At 63.4% G+C, this 19,311-nt stretch carries 9 protein-coding genes; 3 read left to right on the forward strand and 6 right to left on the reverse strand.

Annotation, left to right across the window (positions count from 1 at the left end):
- Positions 1–37: 37 nt before the first annotated feature.
- Positions 38–1,645 carry an Hsp70 family protein gene (locus tag Pan44_RS13400; protein WP_145030549.1) on the reverse strand — a complete coding sequence of 536 codons (1,608 nt, stop codon included), beginning with the start codon at positions 1,643–1,645 and terminating at the stop codon, positions 38–40.
- 587 nt (positions 1,646–2,232) lie between these two features.
- Here Pan44_RS13400 and Pan44_RS13405 point away from each other — a divergent pair.
- On the forward strand, positions 2,233–3,498 hold the full coding sequence (locus tag Pan44_RS13405; RefSeq protein ID WP_145030550.1) for a Gfo/Idh/MocA family protein: 1,266 nt from the start codon (positions 2,233–2,235) through the stop codon (positions 3,496–3,498).
- 7 nt (positions 3,499–3,505) lie between these two features.
- Entirely contained in the window at positions 3,506–4,231 is a 726-nt protein-coding gene (locus Pan44_RS13410; RefSeq protein ID WP_145030551.1) for a hypothetical protein, read from the forward strand.
- A gap of 21 nt (positions 4,232–4,252) precedes the next feature.
- Here the strand turns inward: Pan44_RS13410 and Pan44_RS13415 are convergent, their stop codons facing one another.
- The 5 genes from Pan44_RS13415 to Pan44_RS13435 form a co-directional block, all read right to left on the reverse strand.
- Positions 4,253–4,609, reverse strand: coding sequence for a hypothetical protein (locus Pan44_RS13415; RefSeq protein ID WP_145030552.1), 357 nt, complete (start codon positions 4,607–4,609; stop codon positions 4,253–4,255).
- Positions 4,610–4,760: 151 nt separating this feature from the next.
- Positions 4,761–6,842, reverse strand: coding sequence for a CocE/NonD family hydrolase (locus Pan44_RS13420; RefSeq protein WP_145030553.1), 2,082 nt, complete (start codon positions 6,840–6,842; stop codon positions 4,761–4,763).
- 120 nt (positions 6,843–6,962) lie between these two features.
- A complete protein-coding gene (locus tag Pan44_RS13425) occupies positions 6,963–8,942 on the reverse strand; it encodes a Vgb family protein (RefSeq protein ID WP_145030554.1) in 1,980 nt (659 codons plus the stop codon).
- Positions 8,943–9,186: 244 nt separating this feature from the next.
- The gene (locus Pan44_RS13430) at positions 9,187–9,861 is read right to left on the reverse strand and encodes a YdcF family protein (protein WP_145030555.1); all 675 of its coding nucleotides are present in this window, start codon (positions 9,859–9,861) and stop codon (positions 9,187–9,189) included.
- Between the two features lie 33 nt (positions 9,862–9,894).
- Positions 9,895–11,169: a glucose-1-phosphate adenylyltransferase gene (locus tag Pan44_RS13435; RefSeq protein WP_145030556.1), complete on the reverse strand. Its 1,275-nt coding sequence runs from the start codon at positions 11,167–11,169 to the stop codon at positions 9,895–9,897.
- A 668-nt stretch (positions 11,170–11,837) separates the two neighbouring features.
- Here Pan44_RS13435 and Pan44_RS13440 point away from each other — a divergent pair.
- Entirely contained in the window at positions 11,838–19,274 is a 7,437-nt protein-coding gene (locus Pan44_RS13440) for a right-handed parallel beta-helix repeat-containing protein (RefSeq protein ID WP_197454065.1), read from the forward strand.
- Positions 19,275–19,311: the final 37 nt, after the last annotated feature.

The following is a 19,311-nucleotide window of genomic DNA, read 5'->3' on the forward strand; positions in this document are numbered from 1 at the left end:
GCCGGGGTGCGAGGACGATTGGTCCGTCAGGCGACGACTATTCGACCTGGTACTCGGTCGCCAGCGATTCGAAGGCGTCGACATTGTCGTTTGTCAGGCCGGCGGCACGATCGATCTCAATGCTGGCTTCCGTCTTGCCCGTCAATTCGCGGCCGCTGACTTCGATGCGTCCGTTCTTGTCATACGCATAGGTCACTTCGACGGGCGATCCTGCCGGCAGGTTGGCCGGGAGACCGGTGATGCGGAAATCGCCGATCGTGGTGCAGGCGTCGGGATCGCTGGCGTCCCCTTCGAGGACGCACAGGTGCACGCGCGTCTGGTTGGCCGAGTTGGTGACGAACTTCTGCGTCACCTTGTGCGGCACCGCCGTGTTCTTGGGGATCATGATGTGGTTGATCTTGCGCGTCTTGTTGGCCGGATCGGTGATCTTGATCCCCAGCGAGTGGGAGTTGACGTCGGTGGTCGCCACGGAGCGGAGGCGGCTGATGACGGCCTGGGCCAGGCGCGAATCTCCGCCGGTCTGACGGGCTTCGAGGATGGCTGCGTGAATCGCAGCGCCCTGGGCCACGGCTTCTTCGGGGCTCACATCGCGGGTCGGCGCGACGCCAGTGACTTCCGTGAGCATCGTTTCCACGACCGGCATGTAGGTCGATCCCCCGACGAGGACGACGGCGTCGAGTTCGCCCTTGTCGACTCCGGCCTGCTGCATGACGAGTTCCGCGGTATCGCGGGTCCGCTGCATCAGGTCGCCCGTGATCCGTTCGAAATCCTGGCGCGAGATGGAGACGGTCAGGTTCTTGCCGTGGTAGGAGATGTTGATCGGCGTCTGCGACTTGCCCGAGAGATCGCGCTTGGCCTGCTCGCAGTCGAGCGTGAGCATCATCAGCGATTCCGGATCTTCACGCGGGTCTTCCTTGTGCTTGCGCTGGAACTGCTCGGCCACGTGGTCGACGACGCGTCGGGTCCAGTCGAGGCCGCCCAGCATGACGTCGCCGTCCGTTGCGAGGACGCGGAAGTTGGTCGGCGTGTAGCGGACGACGGTGGCGTCGAACGTGCCGCCGCCGAGGTCGTAGACCATGATGGTCTTTTCCTTGGAGGCGAGGTCCTTGCGGCCCAGTTCTCCCTTGGACCAGGCGTAGGCGAGCGTCGCAGCGGTCGGCTCGTTGATGATGTCGATGACGTTCAGGCCGGCGATCTTGCCGGCGTCCTGGGTCGCCTTCCGGCGCACGTCGTTGAAGTAATAGGGGACGGTGATGACCGCGTTGACGACGGTGCCGTCGCCGGCGACTCCACCCCCGGTGGCCTTCAGCGCCGCTTCTGCGTCCTGCTTCAGTTTCTTCAGGATCAGGGCGGAGATGAATTCCGGCGTGAGCCGCTTTCCCTGGTAGACAACAAAGAAGTCCTTGTTGCCCATCTGGCGCTTGATCGCCTCGATGATGTTCTTGGGATTCTCGATCGCCATCCGCTCGGGGCTGGGGCCGACGATGACTTTTCCGTCTTCGCCCAGGAGCACGACGGACGGCGTGATCGTCCGTTGTTCCGAGTTCTGCAGCGCGACAGGGACTCCGTCCGTATTCAGCTGGGCGATCGTCGAGTACGTCGTTCCAAGATCAATCCCGACCGTATTGCCTGGCAGAATATTCATTCGTGACCTTCTGACTTTGGACGGCTGAAGCGAAGCGGTGAATGGGCGCGGCGGGACAGGGATTCGCCGGGCCGGACGACGTGTTGGGACGTGTTGGGGAGTGCTCTGGCGGGCTGGGAAGCCCCCATAGAACAGGCATTCTGACCGTGCGCCAGACGGGAATCAAGCAGTCGAACAGGGGCACTTTTCACGCCTCGGGGCATTCTGGAATCGGCAATCGGCATTTCCGTTGCGAGAGGGGGAATCGGGCGCGTCGTCGGTGGCAACCGGGCAAGAAGAACGGGGCCAGGGGGAGGGCCGTGTTTCATGCCTGTTCCTCCCTGGTGATTCTGGAACGCTGGCAGCAGAGCCAGGATCGGTCGAATCGGACGCCCCGACTGTGTGGGTTCGGCGTGTGGCAGGTTGAGAGTGATCGCGGTCATTGTTCCTCCACCATGACGTGGGAGGTTGCGCGCGGCGAGAGCGGGACACTTTCCTCGAAGGACCGTGAGGTTCGATGATTGCGGGGGGCAGCGTCCGGCTTCAGAATGGATCGTCCACCCTGTGCAGTTCCCCCTGCCTGTGGCGATCCCCACCGAAGGCCTTCCATGACGTCCCCGCTTCGCTCCTCCCGCCGCAACTTCCTCAAGCTGTCCGCGGCCGCCTCGACGACGTTTGCCGCACCGCTGATTCTGCCGCGATCGGTCTTCGGGGCCAACGAGCGAGTTTCCGTCGCGTTTATCGGAGTGGGCAACCAGGGGAACAACAACGTCAAGGACTTCCTGAAACAGGAGATCGCGGTCACGGCGGTCTGCGAGGTCGATTCGACCCGTGCCGGCGCCGCCGTCGACAACCTGAAGAAGCAGGGGCACGAGGCAGTTCCGTTCGGCGATTACCGGAAGCTGCTCGAGCGGAAAGACGTCGACGCGGTGGTCATCACGGTTCCCGACCAGTGGCATGCCCGGATGACGATTGACGCCTGTGCCGCCGGGAAGGATGTGTACTGCGAGAAGCCGCTGTCACTGACCATTCGCGACGGCCGGCGCATGGTGGACGCGGCCCGGAAATACGGGCGGGTCGTCCAGACCGGGTCGCAGCAGCGTTCGGCCAAAGAGTTTCGACAGGCCTGCGAACTGGTTCGCAGCGGCGCTATCGGCAAGTTGCAGACGGTGCTGGCGGGCATTCCCAGGCCGAATCATCCCGGCGCGCTCGGTCCCGATTCGGATCCGCCGGCGACGCTCGACTACGAGATGTGGCTCGGGCCCGCGCCTTACCGGCGCTATAACGAGAAGCGGGTCCACTACCACTTCCGCTTCTGGTGGGATTACTCCGGCGGGCAGATGACGAACTTCGGCGCGCACCATCTGGACATTGCGCAGTGGGCGCTCGACATGGATAACAGCGGTCCGATCGCGACCGACGGGACGGCGACGTTCCATCCCGAGAAGCTGCACGAGGTCACCGAGACGTTCCGCATTACCCACACATATGCGAATGGCGTGAAAGTGATCGCCGGCCAGCAGCAGAAAGACATTCCGACCGGCTGCACGTTCATCGGCGACAAGGGGAAGATCTACGTCACGCGCGGCGAGCTGGTGGCCGAGCCGGAGATCCTCAATTCCGAGGTGACGGTGAAGCTCTACGATAGCAGCAACCACCACCGGAACTGGCTCGACTGCATCAAGAGCCGGGAGAAGCCGATCTGTGACGTCGAGATCGGTCACCGTTCGGCCACGGTGTGCCACCTGGGAAGCATCGTCTGCCGGCTCGGCCGCGGCATCCAGTGGGATCCGAGGACCGAGCAGGTGATCGGCGACACGGAGGCGCAGGCCATGACGGATCGGCCGTACCGCAAGCCGTGGACGCAGGCCTGAGTCCGCGATGCTTCCGCCGATCGTGATCGAGACCTTTCCGCCGAATCGCCTGGGATGGCTGGAGGTCATCCGGCCTACGATCGACGATTCAATGCTGCGTGAAATCGCAGAGGGGGACTACGGCGATCGGGCTGACGAGCATCAGGCGGCTCTGCGGCCCATCCGGGATCATGGTCGACTGCCGGAACGATTTGAGTGGGTGCCCGGCGAGGTGCTGGAACTCATTCGATATTCCGACCCGACTGACCTGTCGTGGAAACCGGGACGGAGCGGCCTCGAAGGTCAGCGCATGCGGGGCTTTGCCTGCGCGGCCCTGCTCGCGACGGAGATTGAGCTTGGAGATTTGGACGAGACGTCACTCGCTCAAGGCCTGCGCTGTGAGATGGACCTCGGTGGAAGCGAACACCGGGCGTTGGCCGGGTTTCTGACGTATGCGATTGAGCGCGTTCCGACAGACTTTCCGTGGTTGGCCGCCAGCGGATTGCTCCTCGCGGCGCTGAGGACCGGCGAGTCCGAAGTCGCCGGGGGCGCCGTGCGAGCGCTTGCTGAGTGGATTGAGACCGACGAGCAGGTGGCCGAGGCGCTTCATGCGGAACGTGAATACCACTCCTTTGGCCACGAGCAGGGTTACTATCTCGAACTCGGGCAGGAGATGCGGTTGCGCGCGGCACGTCAGTCTCACGCCGACCTGCAATCGATCCTCTTCAAAGTCGCTGCTCAACTCGAGGAGTGATCGGAGAGCGATGAGAACCGGTTACCGGTTGCGCGGATAGTTGGACGGGTGGGCGTGGGACATGTCCACGCTTCCTGGCCCTGAGCTGCCGGTCGAACGACTGCTGGCGACCATGGCGATGCACCAGGCGACGGAGGCGACAGCAAACACCAGGAGGACGATCAACGACGAACAGTTGATGTCCGGGTCCTTCTCGATCTGGATCGGTGGAACGGTCGGCAGCTCTTCGCTGTCCGGCGCGCCATGATCCCCCAAGCCGTCCTTGAACATTGCCGAGCCCTCTACGAACTCCGGGCGTCCGGGGAGCGGCATCGGTCGCGGAAGCGACCAGCCCGTGCCGTCCCTTTCGACCTGCGGGAAGTTTACCGGCGGTTCCAATCCAGTGTGAAGACCAGTCGGCCCGGCTTCTTCCCGTGTTGGCAGCGTGGGTCTCCGAAATGGAGGCGCGCGATCGTTCTGAGAAACCGGGCTGATCGAGGTCGTACAGCCGGCTGACGCCGGCCGCTCGCCGGACCAATTTGAGTTCGCGTCAGCCGCCGTCCACCACTCGACTCGGCTGGAGCCACACCTTGTCGGCCTCGGGGAGCGAGGATGGGATTTCGGCGTTGTTTGGCTCAACGACCGGCAGAACGACCGAACTGCCGTGTTCTTTTCCATCGTGGAGGATTCGCACGTCGAACCCGCCCGGGAGCGTCTGAAAGCCCCACGGCCACGCGTTGCTCCCGCCGCCCGGTCCGGAAATCGTCAGGCGGATGCGAGATCCGGGTCGGAAGACATGCGCGAACGGGAAGAGTTCGATCCGCAGCTTCGTGGGTTCGCCGGGAGCGACCTTACGGACCGCTTCGGCGGTGTGCAGATGGTGCGGCCGAAGCGGCGTTGACGCCTTCTCATTGAGCAGACGATGGCTGGCGCGAAGCCACCCGCTCTGGATCAGCATTTCCTGGCCATCGGGGCGCACTTCGGAGAGCGTCGCCTGCAGGTCGACATCATCCGCCGCGATGGCGATCTCGAGATCGACGGAGCCTGGGCCGGCCATCACTGTCTGTCGCGTCAGCGCGGCGGAGGTGAACGTCGATCGATCCTGGGAGGGGGCGGTCCAACTCCCTGGCCTGACGTCGTAGTGAAATGTACTGGCACGGTCCGGCTGGTCGGCGTCGTCGGCCGAGAGATCGACGCCGAGTTCGAAGTGCTGGCCATCTCCTGACGAAACGAAGCGAGGTTGCGTGAACCGGCCGCGGACGTTTCCCTTTGCATCCGATTCCAGCAGAGCGACGAAGCGGTCCTTCGATTCGTATCGGGCGATTTTTTCGGGGTGTTCGTCGTCGAGATAGACGTCGAGAAACTCGACGATCTCCTCCCAGACCGCCCCTGACCAATACTGGTGGAAGCCATTCACTCCGACGAGGCGGACGGGCGTCGACTTCGGGAACCGCTCGAACAGTGCGGCGGGTCGACCGCCGCACTGCGCATCCTGCCACGAAACAATCTGGAGCGTCGGAACCGTGATGCGGCCGACAAGCTCCTCGGCGGACCGGCTTTGCCAATAGTCGCCGTGAAACGGATGAGACCTGACCGTTTCGACCGTATTGACGTTCTGCCCGCGAAGAGCCTGGTTCAGCGCGGCGATCGGGTCGTGCTGGACGAGGGCGTTCACTTCCTTCCGCTTCGTCGGCCATGCGTTCTCAATGTCGCGGCCGCCCGGCCAGAGGAGGCCGAACCCCGTGTTTGGAATTCCGCCCGGATAGAAGACGTCGCGATAGAAGTCTCCAACGACCGAGCCGGCGACGATCGCATCGAGCGAGGGGGGCTGCGTGGCCGCGACATACAGCTGAGTCAGACCCGGCCAGGACTGGTCGCCGAGCGCGACGTCATCGACCCAGGGCTGGGCCGCGAACGTTTCGATGACGTCGTAGCCGTCCAGCCAGGTGAGCGGCTCCATGAGATCGAAGGCCCCTCCCGAGCAGCCGCTGCCGCGCATGTTGACGCCGGCGACGGCATAGCCCAGCGCAGAGAACTTCTCGAAGGGCTGGTTCTGGTGGACGTCGGGCGTCTTGAGGCCAGGTTGATAGCCCGAGTAGGTGATCAGCAGATCGTAAGGGCCGGCGCCATGAATCTCTGGATCGGGGAGGACGACGCGGTAGCAGAGCAACGTGCCGTCGCGGACGGTGAGATAGCCCTGCGTCGGCTCGAGTTTCTGGGCCCTGTAGAAGTTCGGGGCCGGGTGCTCGTCCCGGCGCAGAACCCACACCGGGAATGGAGCATCGACCCCTTCGACCTCGACCCGATAACCGTCTCCCGGCACCATGTTGCGAACGATGAGTCCGCCCAGTCGGTCCGTGGAGGCCGAAAGCATTTCTCCCTGCGGACCAAGGACGGTCACCGACGATCCGGGCCGGGAGTGGATGACGTGAATCTGTTCGACGCTGCCGCGAACGACGAGTTCAGCCGCCGGGAGTGGCGGGGCGGCGGCGGGTTTGTTCTGCGACGCCGTGGCGGCATCCGCTGAAAATGAGCGATTCGGTCCGAGAATGCCGAAACCTGCGACCAGAAGCAGGATGGAAACCGGGGCATTCCGCCAACCAGTTGCGACTCTCTCGGGAGCGATGGGCACTTCTTCGGTCTCCGCGTGATGAGGAGACCCACGGTACGCGGTGATCGGGGGGACTGCCACCGATCACCGCGATTCCGGGATGAAGTCGCTTTGAGAGTTCTAGCGATGAGCGCTGGGATTTCAGCGCAGTTTCGCCGGCGGTGGGGCAAGTCCCACGAAGATCACGATGCCGTCGCCGCCCGGATTGGAGGTGATGTCGGTGCGGAAACGCGGCTTCCAGTTGTTGCAGGTCCAGACGTTCCCGGCCTGGTCGATCGACAGGCCGGTCTGGCGCATGAGCGGTGCATAGCTCGGTTCCGAGTTCTTGCCGTAGAGCGGCGTGCCATTGGCCAGCAGCACTTCGCTGCCCGCGGAGGGGAGGGTGTAGCCGGTGTCGGGCGAGAGAGGGTCGCCGAGGGTCTTTCCGGGAGGCCAGCCTGCGGGATTGGCGCCGCACAACCTGGAAACGCGTCCCTGCGTGAAGTTGCTGTCGAGTTCCAACGGGCCGAAGTTGGCGACCCAGATGTTGTCCTCGCCGTCGACGGTGATGCCCCAGGGATGGAACACGCCCCCGTCGCCGCTGAACGCACCGATCTGCGTGCCATCAGGGCTGTAGGCATACACCGTGCTGTCCCCCTGCGACGAGAACCAGGCGTTTCCGGCGGAATCGACGATGATCGCCTTCAAGGCATTCCCGACGAAATGAATGAAATCGAGCTCAGCCTCGCCCTCGCCGTTCAAGTGGAACTTGCCCACGGCGCTGGGGTGCTCGCCGAGGATGCCTCCGCTGGCGGTGACCCAGGCGCTGCCATCGGGCGCGATCGCCATGCCGAAGGGCTGACTTCCGGGATAGAGTTCGACACCGCTCGACTGGCAGGGATCACCGCCCGGGAAGACGAACACGCTGTCATTGCCGAGGCTCGAGATCCAGATGTTTCCCTGGTCGTCGGACTGGATGCCCTGACCCCGAACGGGGCCGCCCTGATATGCGTCTTTCGGCGAGACGGCTTTCCCCGTCGTCAGGAACTGCGAGACGCTGCCATTTCCCTCCTCGGTGGGATTGTCGCCGCCCCATCCGAAGTTGCTGAACCAGGCGCTTCCGAAGGGATCGATGGTCACTCCCAGGCCGACTCCCAGAATGCCGCCACCGCTGAGAGGCGACTTCGGAGTATTGCTCTTCCCGTCGGACGGCTCGCCGTTGGGCTTCAGGACCATGACGTGCTTCGCGGACTGAGTGCCTCCCTGGACGACGTTGTTGGCGATCCAGGCGTTGCCATCAGTGTCGAAGGCGATGGCGGCCGGGCCGCCGAACATGTACCGGTTGCTGCCGGAGTCGTTGACCTTCACGGCGACAGTCCACGCGTCGGGCATGCCGAAGAGCCCTGAGTAATAGGAACTGTCGATGAGTGTGAGCGCGAAGATCAACTCGACGTTCTTTCCGGGATCGCGCGCGAGATTGGCCAACGCGACGGCGGTATTTTCAGGGGCCGTACCGCCTTCGGGCGTCGTCAGTCCAAAGAAGGTCGAACGGACAAGGGAATAGGAGACGCACGCCGCCATCAGGTTGCCGAGCGAGCGGGTCAGACGCAGCGAATTCGTTTCATCGGCATTGGGCGACTTCTGCAGGACCCTGGACGACTCGCCCGTCTCGGGGGAGGCGATGTTGTTGCTCATCCCGGCCGCGATCCGCAGTCCGAATGAATTTCCCGAGATCACGCCCGTCCGGTAGAACTGGGCCATGGAATAGCTGGCAGCGACGGTGGTGAGTTCGTTGACCGTCGCCCTGGAGGGGAGGTCGGGGCCGAGAATTGTCACGAGCAGGGCGCCGTCGCCGACGTCTGCGGTCACGAAGAAGATGCTGGATGACGTTTTCGATGGGGTCGAGATCGTGAATTTTCCTGACCTGTCCGTGGTTGCTTCGCCGACAACTGTCGGCGCGCCAGTCGTCGCCTCATAGAGGGTGACCGCCACCTCGGACAGCGGCGTTGAACGTCGCCCTTCTCCCGACTGAACGGTTCCCCGCAGCGTGGCGGCTTCGACGGAGGAAGCCGCACACAATGCCAGGACGAGCGAGGCAAGAGAGAGCTGGACGGGAGTCGCGATACAGGAAGAGTTCGGCATGGAGCAGGACTTCTTGAAGAACAGGGACTTGCCCACCCTGTTTCCGGTCCGACGGACGATCGTCGGCCGCGCCGACATCCGCACTTCAGAAACAAGACATTGCAGTGAAACTCTACGGCAGAAAAACAGGGAAAGCCCTGGCGAGTTGCCCGGTTCCTGAGATGTTGCCCGGACGCATCAGCGATGCGTCGATATCGTCAGATTGTGTACCCCATTTGGCGGAGCGGGGCAGAGCTTCAGACGCTCAGGCGTTCGCTGAGGGGGCGCCGGGTCTTAATGAGTTTCTGATGATGTTCGCACATTCCTCGATGGAGGGCGGGATCTCGATTTGCGCGATCCAACCCCGGAGCGGGTAGTCGCGGATCCGGTCGAACTCACCGATCAGCTGGTCCCGAATTGATTCTCCCTTACTCGCGTACAAAGTGCTCAGAGCTTCGTAGCCGGTGTCGGGAGGCGAACTCCACGCGGGGGTTTCCGGCGCCAGTTTTCGCCAGGTCAGCGCGACGCGGCGCATGCGGCAAGGAGTCGCCACGAGCAGCACGGATCGGATCGCCGCGCCCAAGGCCAGCGGCGGATTGCAGTGGGAGAGGATTTCGCGCGTGAAACGGATGTTCTCGGCCGTGTTCGTCGAACGGTTCTCGATGACGACCTGCTGCGCGAGATCAGGATGCTGGATCGCCAGTTCGGCAGCGAAGGAGTCCGCTTCGGGGCCGCCGAGGTCGGCCGTTCCGGCGCCGATTCCGCCTGTGAAGATCATTCGTATCGCGGCCCCTCGCCTGACGAGGCCGGCACAGTGCCACGGAATCGCCAGATCGAAGTGGCCGAAACCGATCACCGCGTCGCAGGGGGACGTCGGCAGCGGATCGCGCAGCGCGAGCCAATCGAAGAGCGTGCGTTCCGCGGCTTCGATTCTGTTCATCGGGTGGAGCGGCGCTGTGCGAGCGGCCGCTGGTTAGAACGTCCAGCCGTCCGGCAGACTGGTTCCCTTGGGAACGACGATGATGCCGTCGCGGACGAGGACCGGACCGCGTTCGCCGTTTTCGGGGAACCCTTTCGGCAGGCGGAGAGTGACGCGGTCGCCGATGCGGCAGTTCTTGTCGACGATGGCCCGTTCGATGACGGCGCCCTGGCCGATGCCGAGGGCCGGTTCATCTCCCGTGCGCTCGCCCTGGGAACCATACTCATCGGCGCCCATGAGGACCGACTCCTGGATGGTGGCATCGGGCCCGATGTAGCACCGCAGGCCGATCATGCTGTTCTTCACGACGGCCCCCTGTTCGATGCGGCAGCCGTCGGCGACGAGGCTGCCGATGATCGATGCGCCGTCGATGCGTGTCGGGGGGAGGAAGCGTGCGTGGGTGTAGATTGGAGAGTCGTGCAGGTCGAGGCGGAACGGTGGATTGGGAGCAGCCAGCGCGAGGTTGGCTTCGAAGAACGACCGGATCGTCCCGATGTCCTCCCAGTAGCCGTCGAACAGGTGGAGCTGCACCTTGCGGGCGCGGATCGCGGCGGGGAAGACTTCCTTGCCGAAGTCGGCGTAGGTCGTCTTTTCGAGCATCTCGACGAGGGTTTTGCGGTTGAAGAGGTAGATGCCCATGTTGGCGAGGCAATCGCGTCCCTCGCTGGGGATGCCGCGGGCGTCGATCCAGTCGGGGCTGGTGCGGACGAGGTCGAGCTCGGCCTTCGTCTTGGGCTTCTCGAGGAATCCTTCCACGCGGAAATCGTCATTCACCCGCATGATGCCGAAGGAGGCGGCTTTTGCGGCGTCGACGGGGAGGGCGGCGATGGTGACGTCGGCCTTCGATTGCTGGTGGTATTTCAGCATGTCCCGGAAGTCCATCCGGTAGAGCTGATCGCCGGAGAGGATCAGGACGTAGTCGATGCCTGGCTGCTGCAGGTAGCGGAGCTGCTTGCGGACGGCGTCGGCCGTTCCCTGATACCAGGCCTCGCCTTCGTTCGTCTGCTGGGCGGCCAGGATCTCGACGAATCCGTTTGAGAACTGGTCGAATGTATAGGTCTGGCGGATGTGACGATGGAGGCTGACCGAGTTGAACTGGGTCAGAAGGTAGATGCGCCGGATCCCGCTATTGATGCAGTTGGAGATCGGGATGTCGATGATCCGGTACTTCCCGGCCAGGGGGACCGCCGGCTTCGACCTCTCGGCCGTCAGGGGAAGCAGGCGGGTTCCTTTCCCGCCGCCAAGGACGATGCAGGCAATGTTGTGCATGAGGGTGGCCGGTTCTCAAGTGAGCCTGGGATGCGAGGCGGGCTCAGATGCTCCATCCGTGGGAGGGCATTGGGCTTCGGTGGTCATCGGACCACAGGCCCGGCGAGATTGCAAGAGGGGGCGAATTGCCTTTTCGAAGGCGTGATTGACCCCTCGCGGTCCTCAGCCGGGCTCTGCCCCGGAATTCTGGTCATCGGCAGAATGGCGCACCGATCGACTCCTTTTACGGCGTGATGGGCGGCTTTCCGCCGGGGGGCTGGATCTCGGAAGCTGTTGATTGACCCCGGTTTCCAGCGAGAGTCGGCGGATTCTGCGCGGTTGTGCGGCATCCTGATGCAGATTTCGCGGAACGTCTTGACCGGGCGTGGGCGCTGTGGAAAAACCCGGCGCGATCCCAAAGTCCGCGGCTGCAGAACCCGGCCTTCCTGCCCCCATTCGGGCATGCTGGACATCGACGGGAAGGGCAGCGAGGGCCTGGCATCGAACCGGGACGGCAAAATCGGAATTGCCGTCAAAGTTTGACTGATCGTCAAAACCGGAGAATTCCGAAATTCCTGAAGACTGCAGAGTCTCTGCACCCGCATTGCGCGGGCGCAAAGACGCCCATGGTTGGCCCTGCGCGTGTGCCGGAAAGGACTTCCGTCACTGTCGGGCTGTTGGAGAGCCTCATGAACTGGACGCGAGTCAGCCTGTTCTGTCTGGGTGCGGCCCTGTTGGCCTCGTCGCAATCGGCCTTTGGTCAGGTTGTCAACGAGCAGACGGGCGTCGTCCAGCTCGAGGACTACAGCGGCTCCATGTCGCTGTCGAATGACGGCGGATCGTGGATGCAGGTCGACCGCATGAGCGGCGACGGCGTCGGATTCCAGAGCGGTTACACCCGCGTCGGTGTCCGCACGAAATGGCTCGAATTCGGGCAGTCGCACCTGTTCACCGAGCTCAACGGCACGATGAACGACCATGGCCGGCTCGGAACGAACCTGGGCCTGGGCGTCCGCACGATGTATGATGGCGGAGTCGCCGGCGTGCACGGCTGGTACGACAACTACGAATCCAATTACGGCCACAACTACCAGCAGGCCACCATCGGAGCGGAATATCTCCACCAGTGGCTCGACCTGCGGGCCAACGGCTACATGCCGTTCGGCGATCGTGATAACTTCATTGGCGTCGTCGATCCCGGGACCGAGCTGGCCTTCCAGGGTCACGATTTCGGCACGATCGGCAGGGGCCAGGTCGAACGGTCTCTCGCGGGCTTCGACGCTGAAGCTGGCGTTCCGCTTCCTGTGGCCACCTTCCTGCGCCTGTATGGCGGCACGTACTTCCTGACCGCCAACGACAACGACACCTGGGGTGTCCGCAGCCGCCTGGAAGCCCGTGTCGGCCAGAGCTCGACGGTGAACTTCCAGGTCACCGACGACGATCGCTTCGGCACGAACCTGAACGTCGGCGCCACCATCTGGTACGGCGGCGGAGCGACCTCCCCCTTCAAGTTCCAGCGTGACCGCAGCGGCGCCGCCCGGCGTTACGACCCTGTCCGCCGCGCCCAGCCCGTGCAGCTGGCCCAGGACCGCGAGAAGGTCTTCGTTCCGCTCATCAACGTCGACACTGGCAACGAGTTTAACATCACCTGGGTCGACAACACCAAGGTCGCTCCTGGCGACGGTACTTTCGAGAATCCGTTCACCGCGCTGCCGGGTTCGGCTCCGGGCTCGGACTACATCCTCGTTCGCCGCGGCGTGGGCAACACGGTCGGCAACATCGTTCTCGAGAACAACCAGCACCTGTTCGGCGAAGGCCAGGTCTACACGCTCAACACGGATCGCCGTGGAGTGGTTGAGATTCCGGACCAGTTCTTCGACCAGACCGGGCCGCGGCCGACGCTCGTTCCGACGCTGGCCAACGTTCCGATCGTGACGCTGGCGAACAACAACGAGGTCATCAACTTCGACATGACCGGCGGCACGGCCTCCGGGATCTTCGGCGCGTTCGTCCAGGACTTCCGGATCGAGCACGTCCAGATCGACTCGGACATCGGCATCACCATCACCGACGCCAGCGGGCGGGGCATTCTCAACAACATCGACGTGCCCAATATCGCCGATCTTCAGACCGGCATCTTCATCCGGAACCAGGGTGGCGACCGGCTTGACCTGTCGATGACGGACATCAACACGTCCGGCGGGGCCTATGGCGTGCAGATTGACGCCCTGGGGGCCGACGTCGTCGGCCAGATCAATGTTCTGAACACGAACGACAGCGACGTCGCCGGGCTGGTCCTGAGCCAGACGAACGGCATGCTGAACATGACGGTGCTGAATGCCGACATCGACAGCAATGGCGATGGCATCCAAATCCAGGCCACCGGCGATCCGGGGCAGAGCAATATCGCCCTCGCCAACGTCGACGTCGACGGGGCAGGGACGCTGATCAACATGCAGGGGTCAGCCGGAACCCTGCTTACCGTTCGCGGCTACAACGTCGACGCCAGCGGCAGCACGGGCGCCAGCGGCATTGCAGCCACGATCGACGACGCGACCGGATTGTTCGAGTTCCAGAACATCAACGCCTCAAGCAACGCCGTCGACGGCTTCCACCTTGACGCCACGAACAACTCGCTCGTCTACGCCGAAATCACCAACAGCAACCTGAGCCTCAACGGCGACAACGCCTTCGAAGTGAACGCCAGCGGCGGATCGGTCGTCCAGTTCTTTGTCGATCCGACCCTCGCGACCGACAGCGGCAGCGACGCCTACCAGTTCCTGGCCACCGATGCCGGCACGAAGCTGACGTCGATCTTTATCGACGTCAATCTCGCCCGCGCCGGCCAGTCGGCCATCAATGGCGCCGTGACCAACGGGGCCGAGTCGCAGCTGTATCTCGCGAATGTCCAGGGATCCGATTCCGGCCTGCACGGCCTGTCCGTCAACGTCTCGAACGGGGCCGTGGGCGACAGCTCCGACTTCCTGGCCGTGATCTCCAACAGCAGTTTTGCCCGCAGCGGTCAGCTCAACAGCGGACGGGGCGTGAACCTGCTGGCGGACAACAACTCCAACATCGACATCACGCTGACGAACACGGTCGCCAACAACAACGGTTCGCAGGGTCTGCACTACGAAGTGCTGACCGGCGCCAATGGAGCCAGCTCGCTCGTCGGGCGGGCGACCAACGTCAACTTCTCGGACAACCCCGACAACAACATTTTTGGCCAGGTCACCGGCGCCGGCTCGACCGCAAGCTGGACGTTGACCGACGTCACCGCCGACCTGATCGCGAACAGCGGTTCGGTCCGGCTGGCTTCACTGGCTGGCGGACAGCAGTTTGTCGACTGGTCGGGCGTCAGCAGCTCGATTTCCGAAGGCAATGCTGATGGTGTGAGTCTCTCGGCTGACGGGGTGAACAGCGCGGTTGGCTTCGCGTTCCGTGACGGCCGTATCAACGGAAACGGCGGACAGGGCATCGACGCGCTCGCCACGAACAACGGCCAGATCCAGGTCGACCTGGAAGACGCCCAGACGATGGAGAACTTCGAGGAGAACGTCCGCGCGGTCGCTCAGAGCGGCGGAACGGCGGCGGTGAATGCTCTCCGCGTCGACCTGTCGCAGGGCGGAGCAGGCACGAACGCCGACAACGTCTTCCTCGGAGCCGACGGCGCCGGGTCAATCGTCGGCGGCATTCTGGATACCGTGAATCTCGACAACAGCGGGCTGAACGGCCTGCAGGCCCTCATTACCAACGACGGCTCGCTCGACCTGCAGTTCCTGTCCTCCGACCCGCTGAACCCCTCCAGTGCCTCGTTCAATGCCAATGGCAGCGGCATCCGCATCGACGCTAACAACGCGACCTCGGTCCGTGTCGTAAGCTCGGGCGAATCGATCATCTCGGATAACTTCGCCGACAACGTCGACATCGACGTGGTCGACACGGACATTGCGGAGATCCAGATTGCCGGCCTGATGGACCGCAGCACGAACGGCGACGGCGTCAACGTGAACTTCGACAACGTCGCCTCCGGCGGAATCAGCATTGGAACCGGCAGCGCCATCGACAACTTCGGTGACGGCGTCGAAATCCAGGTGGCGAACTCGACGCTCGATCAGGGCGTCTCGGTCGTCGGGATGACCGCGACCGGAAATGGCGGCGAGCCGATCATCGTCAACACAACCGCCTCGGACATCACCGGCGGCTCGATCTCCGGCAACACCACGGATGGCGGAACCAACGGCATCTCGTGGTTCAGCGACAGCGGCACGGTGGACGTGAACATCGTGAACAACGTCGTCACCAATGCCACCAACAACGGCATCCTGGTCGAACTCTCCGGCAGCGCGGTCGGAAACGAGGTCCATCTCGATGACAACACCGTCAACGGCGACGGCCTGGTTCCTCAGAACGGCATCCAGCTCTCGCTGCTGGACAACGCTTCGCTCATCAACGGGACGATGAACCGCAACGGCGTGACCGGCGCGGCCGACTATGGCATGCTGGTCGACGTCCAGAACACGGCTTCCGTGGGCACGCTGAACGTCGAGACGAACATCATTACCGGCAGCGGCATCGACGGCTTCCTGTATAACGGGGCCGCTGGCACCTCACTCTCGAACCTGGTCATCGCCGACAATGCGTCGGAGACCAACGTCGGCAATGGCCTGAACGTTCAGCTCGACTCGCTCAACACGACCGTCACCCAGCCGAACGTCGAGTTCCGCGGCAACCTTTCGACCGGCAACGGTGGCAACGGCATCCTGCTGACTGGCGTCGACACCTCGTTCGGCAACGTGGACATCGTGGCGAACGAGACGTTCGCGAACGGCGGGGACGGAATCGGCGTGAGCCTGACCAGCCCCAGCAACGCGGACACGCTCGTGGCCGTCGCGGCCCAGTCGAATACGTCGACGGGCAACGGGGGCGCCGGCATCAACATCGTCCTCGACGGGTTTGATACGACGGTCGTCGTTCCGGACGTGACCCTCGAGTCGAACATCACCCTGGGCAACGGGGCCGAAGGCGTGGCCCTCGAAATCGCGAACATGGACGCGGGTGCCCTGACCGTTGCCGACTCGAACTTCGACAACAACGGGGCAGACGGCCTGCGGGTCTCGCTCACGAACAACAACACGGCGAGCCTGAGCGTTGTTCGCAACACGGCCATCGACAACGTGCTGAACGGCTTCAATTACGATGCCGACAACGCGAACCTCGGCAGTCTGGACGTCTCGGACAACCAGGGCGCGGTCCTGCCGGGGGCCAGTGTGCTGGCGACGATCTCCGGTGTTCACTGGGAAATCACCAACACGGTGGCGGACCCGCTGGTCCTGATCGATTCGGTGCAGTACGACGTGGCTCCGACCGGCCTGACGTTCGCGACCACTCGTGGAGCCGGGTTCCCCTTCGAGTTGTACTCCAACGCGGCTGACACCGGCCTGCAGACGATCAACGGCACGGCCGTCGTCGCCGGCATCCAGCAGCCGGGGGCCGTTGCGGACGGCAGCACGACGCTGGACCTCGCCTTCACCGACTTCGACAATGGCGACCTTCCGCTGCACTTTGACATGACGGTTGGCGATCTCGCCGCCGCCGCAGTGCAGAACACGGCCGACATCGCCGGCACGATCTTCACGGCCACGTTCTCCAACGGGGCGGTGCTGAGCGGTTCGTTCGACGCCACGGGGATCCTGAACCTGGCCCAGGCCGCGACTGGCACGGGCGTCAGCGGTAACGGGCTGGCGGGCATCCTGATCGGCATGGACAACGGTTCGAGCATCGGCTCGATGACGATCAACGGCAACGACGTGATCGACAACGGTACGAACGGCATCGAGTTCAACGTCGCCGGCGGAAGCACACTGCCGACGGCTGGGAACGCCTCGATCAGCAGCAACACGATCACCGGCCATACCAATGGTGACGGGGTGAACATCGTCAATCCGGATACGGGTGGCGCCGACTTCGGCATCGACTTCGATTCGAACACGATCACCGACAACACCGGCGGCAGCGGCGTGAACATCGGGTTGAACGGCAACTCGGGCGTGGTGACGACGACGTTCACCAACAACGAGATTTCGGGCAATGGCAACAGCGGCCTCAACGTCAACCTGGTCGAGACCGCCAACCTGCAGGTGACCAACTTCGAAGGCAACACCCTGGTCGGCAACGGTCAGATGGGCGTGCGGATCCAGACGGCGGGTTCCGCCAACATGCTGCTCAACGGCTCCGCCGGCAACAACACGTTCGACGGCAATGGCTCGGCCGGCGTCGGAGCGGTGCTGAGCAACGCCTCGACGGCGGACATCCGCATGTCGAACTCGACGATCACGAATACGACGGCCGGGGCCCTGCCCGATTTCAACGGCCAGGGAGTGCGGGTGCTCGTCCAGGACACGGCCCAGCTGCTCGGAACGTCTGAGTTCAACAACAACACGATCACCGGCAACGCTTCGAACGGCGTCGACCTTCTGGCCCGCGACAGCGGCGTGATCGGCGGCCTGACGATCAACGACAACACGATCAACGGAAACGGCACGAACGGAATTCGGATCGAGCGTCAGGAATCGGGATCGATCGGACAGTTCGGCGATCGCCTTGAAATCTCGGGCAACACGATCACGGACCAGACGGAAGGCGTGTTCCTGATTGCGGCGAACACCGATTCGACCGACTACTACGAGATGAATGACAATACGATCACGGGGATGACCGGGGCCGGTGTGCACTTCGAAGTGCGGGCCGACGCCGACATCGACGTGAACATGGATAACAACCTGATCTCGGACAACGGCACGGACGGCATCCTGACCAGCGAGCAGATCAACGCTCCGGCGGACAGCCGCAGCGTCTCGGGGAACTGGACCAACAACGAGATCACGAACAACGGCCGCCACGGCATCAACCTGAGTGCTTCGAGCGGACTGCTGCAGATCGGCACGGTCGGAAACGGCAACCTGATCTCGGGCAACGCGAACGACGGCATCTCGGCGCAGGGCGCCGGCACGGTGGTCATTTCGAGCAACATGATCACGCAGAACGGCTCGAATGGAGCTGATGACGCCGGCATCGACATCCAGAGCCCCACGTTCAGCTTCATCGTGGTGCAGAATAACGACATCGTGAATAACCGCGGCGACGGCATCGAGTTCACCGGCGGCATCGGACCGTTCGGCGACACGCTGATCGTCGACAACAACAACATCTCCTTCAATGACGGACGCGGCTTCGACGTCCTGCAGCTGGGTAATACCACCGAGACCAACACCGACATCACGTTCGACAACAACATCGTTGCCAACAACCTCCTGGAAGGCGTGTACGTGGTATTCACTGCCGACCGGAATCAAAGCCAGAGTGCCGCTTCGACGGTGGCACTCAGCAGCAACGGCAGCATCGACGCCCAGTCACAGATGCGATTCAACATGAATAACAACAGCGTGACGGCGAACGGCCTGAACAGCGGTTTCAGCTCGACCGGCATGGTGGTGCGGATCGGAACGATGGAGGCGGGCGCCAACGGCGACACCACGGATGACGGAGGATTCATCAGCGACGGATTCGGCAACTTCACGAACAAGTCCGGCGTGATCATGAATGTCACCAACAGCAATTTCAGCGGCAACTTCGGCGACGACGTGTACTTCGAATCGTTCGTCTCGACCGTCGTCCCGCCGACGAGTGCCGGAACCTGGGGCGCCACCAACGACCCGACGGTCGTGACGACCTACCGTAGCGACCCGCTGGCACGGCTGGACCTGACGTTCACTGGAAACACCGGCGATTCGGCCGATGTGACGAACCTCGGAGCGTTCTACAACAACGCGGAAGACGTCTTCAAATCGCGGACGAACACGCAGTCGCCTCCGAACCAGGGGCCGTTCACGAGCGGAACGCGTCGCCGGAACGCCCAGCGGCTGGCCTCACGCAATCCTCCGTTCAGTGCTCCGGCGGGTGGTTCCTTCCTTTACCCGGGTGTCGGCGAAAGCACCTTCCGGATCTCGGCGGGTTCTTCAACCGCCGGGTTCGCCAGCAATCCTTTCCCGTCGAGCTTCGGCACGTCGGTCGGATTCGGTGGAGCGATCTTTGGAGAACTCCCCTTCAGCTGGGGTTCGTTCTAACGGACTGTTGACTTGATGCAGAAAGCCCCGGGGTTGA

This window comes from Caulifigura coniformis, assembly GCF_007745175.1.
GTDB lineage: Bacteria > Planctomycetota > Planctomycetia > Planctomycetales > Planctomycetaceae > Caulifigura > Caulifigura coniformis.

Coding starts and splice junctions, on each gene's coding strand:
- Pan44_RS13440 (WP_197454065.1), top strand. CDS start 11,838: ATGAACTGGACGCGAGTCAGCCTGTTCTGTCTGGGTGCGGCCCTGTTG.
- Pan44_RS13425 (WP_145030554.1), bottom strand. CDS start 8,942: ATGCCGAACTCTTCCTGTATCGCGACTCCCGTCCAGCTCTCTCTTGCC.
- Pan44_RS13405 (WP_145030550.1), top strand. CDS start 2,233: ATGACGTCCCCGCTTCGCTCCTCCCGCCGCAACTTCCTCAAGCTGTCC.
- Pan44_RS13410 (WP_145030551.1), top strand. CDS start 3,506: ATGCTTCCGCCGATCGTGATCGAGACCTTTCCGCCGAATCGCCTGGGA.
- Pan44_RS13430 (WP_145030555.1), bottom strand. CDS start 9,861: ATGAACAGAATCGAAGCCGCGGAACGCACGCTCTTCGATTGGCTCGCG.
- Pan44_RS13435 (WP_145030556.1), bottom strand. CDS start 11,169: ATGCACAACATTGCCTGCATCGTCCTTGGCGGCGGGAAAGGAACCCGC.
- Pan44_RS13400 (WP_145030549.1), bottom strand. CDS start 1,645: ATGAATATTCTGCCAGGCAATACGGTCGGGATTGATCTTGGAACGACG.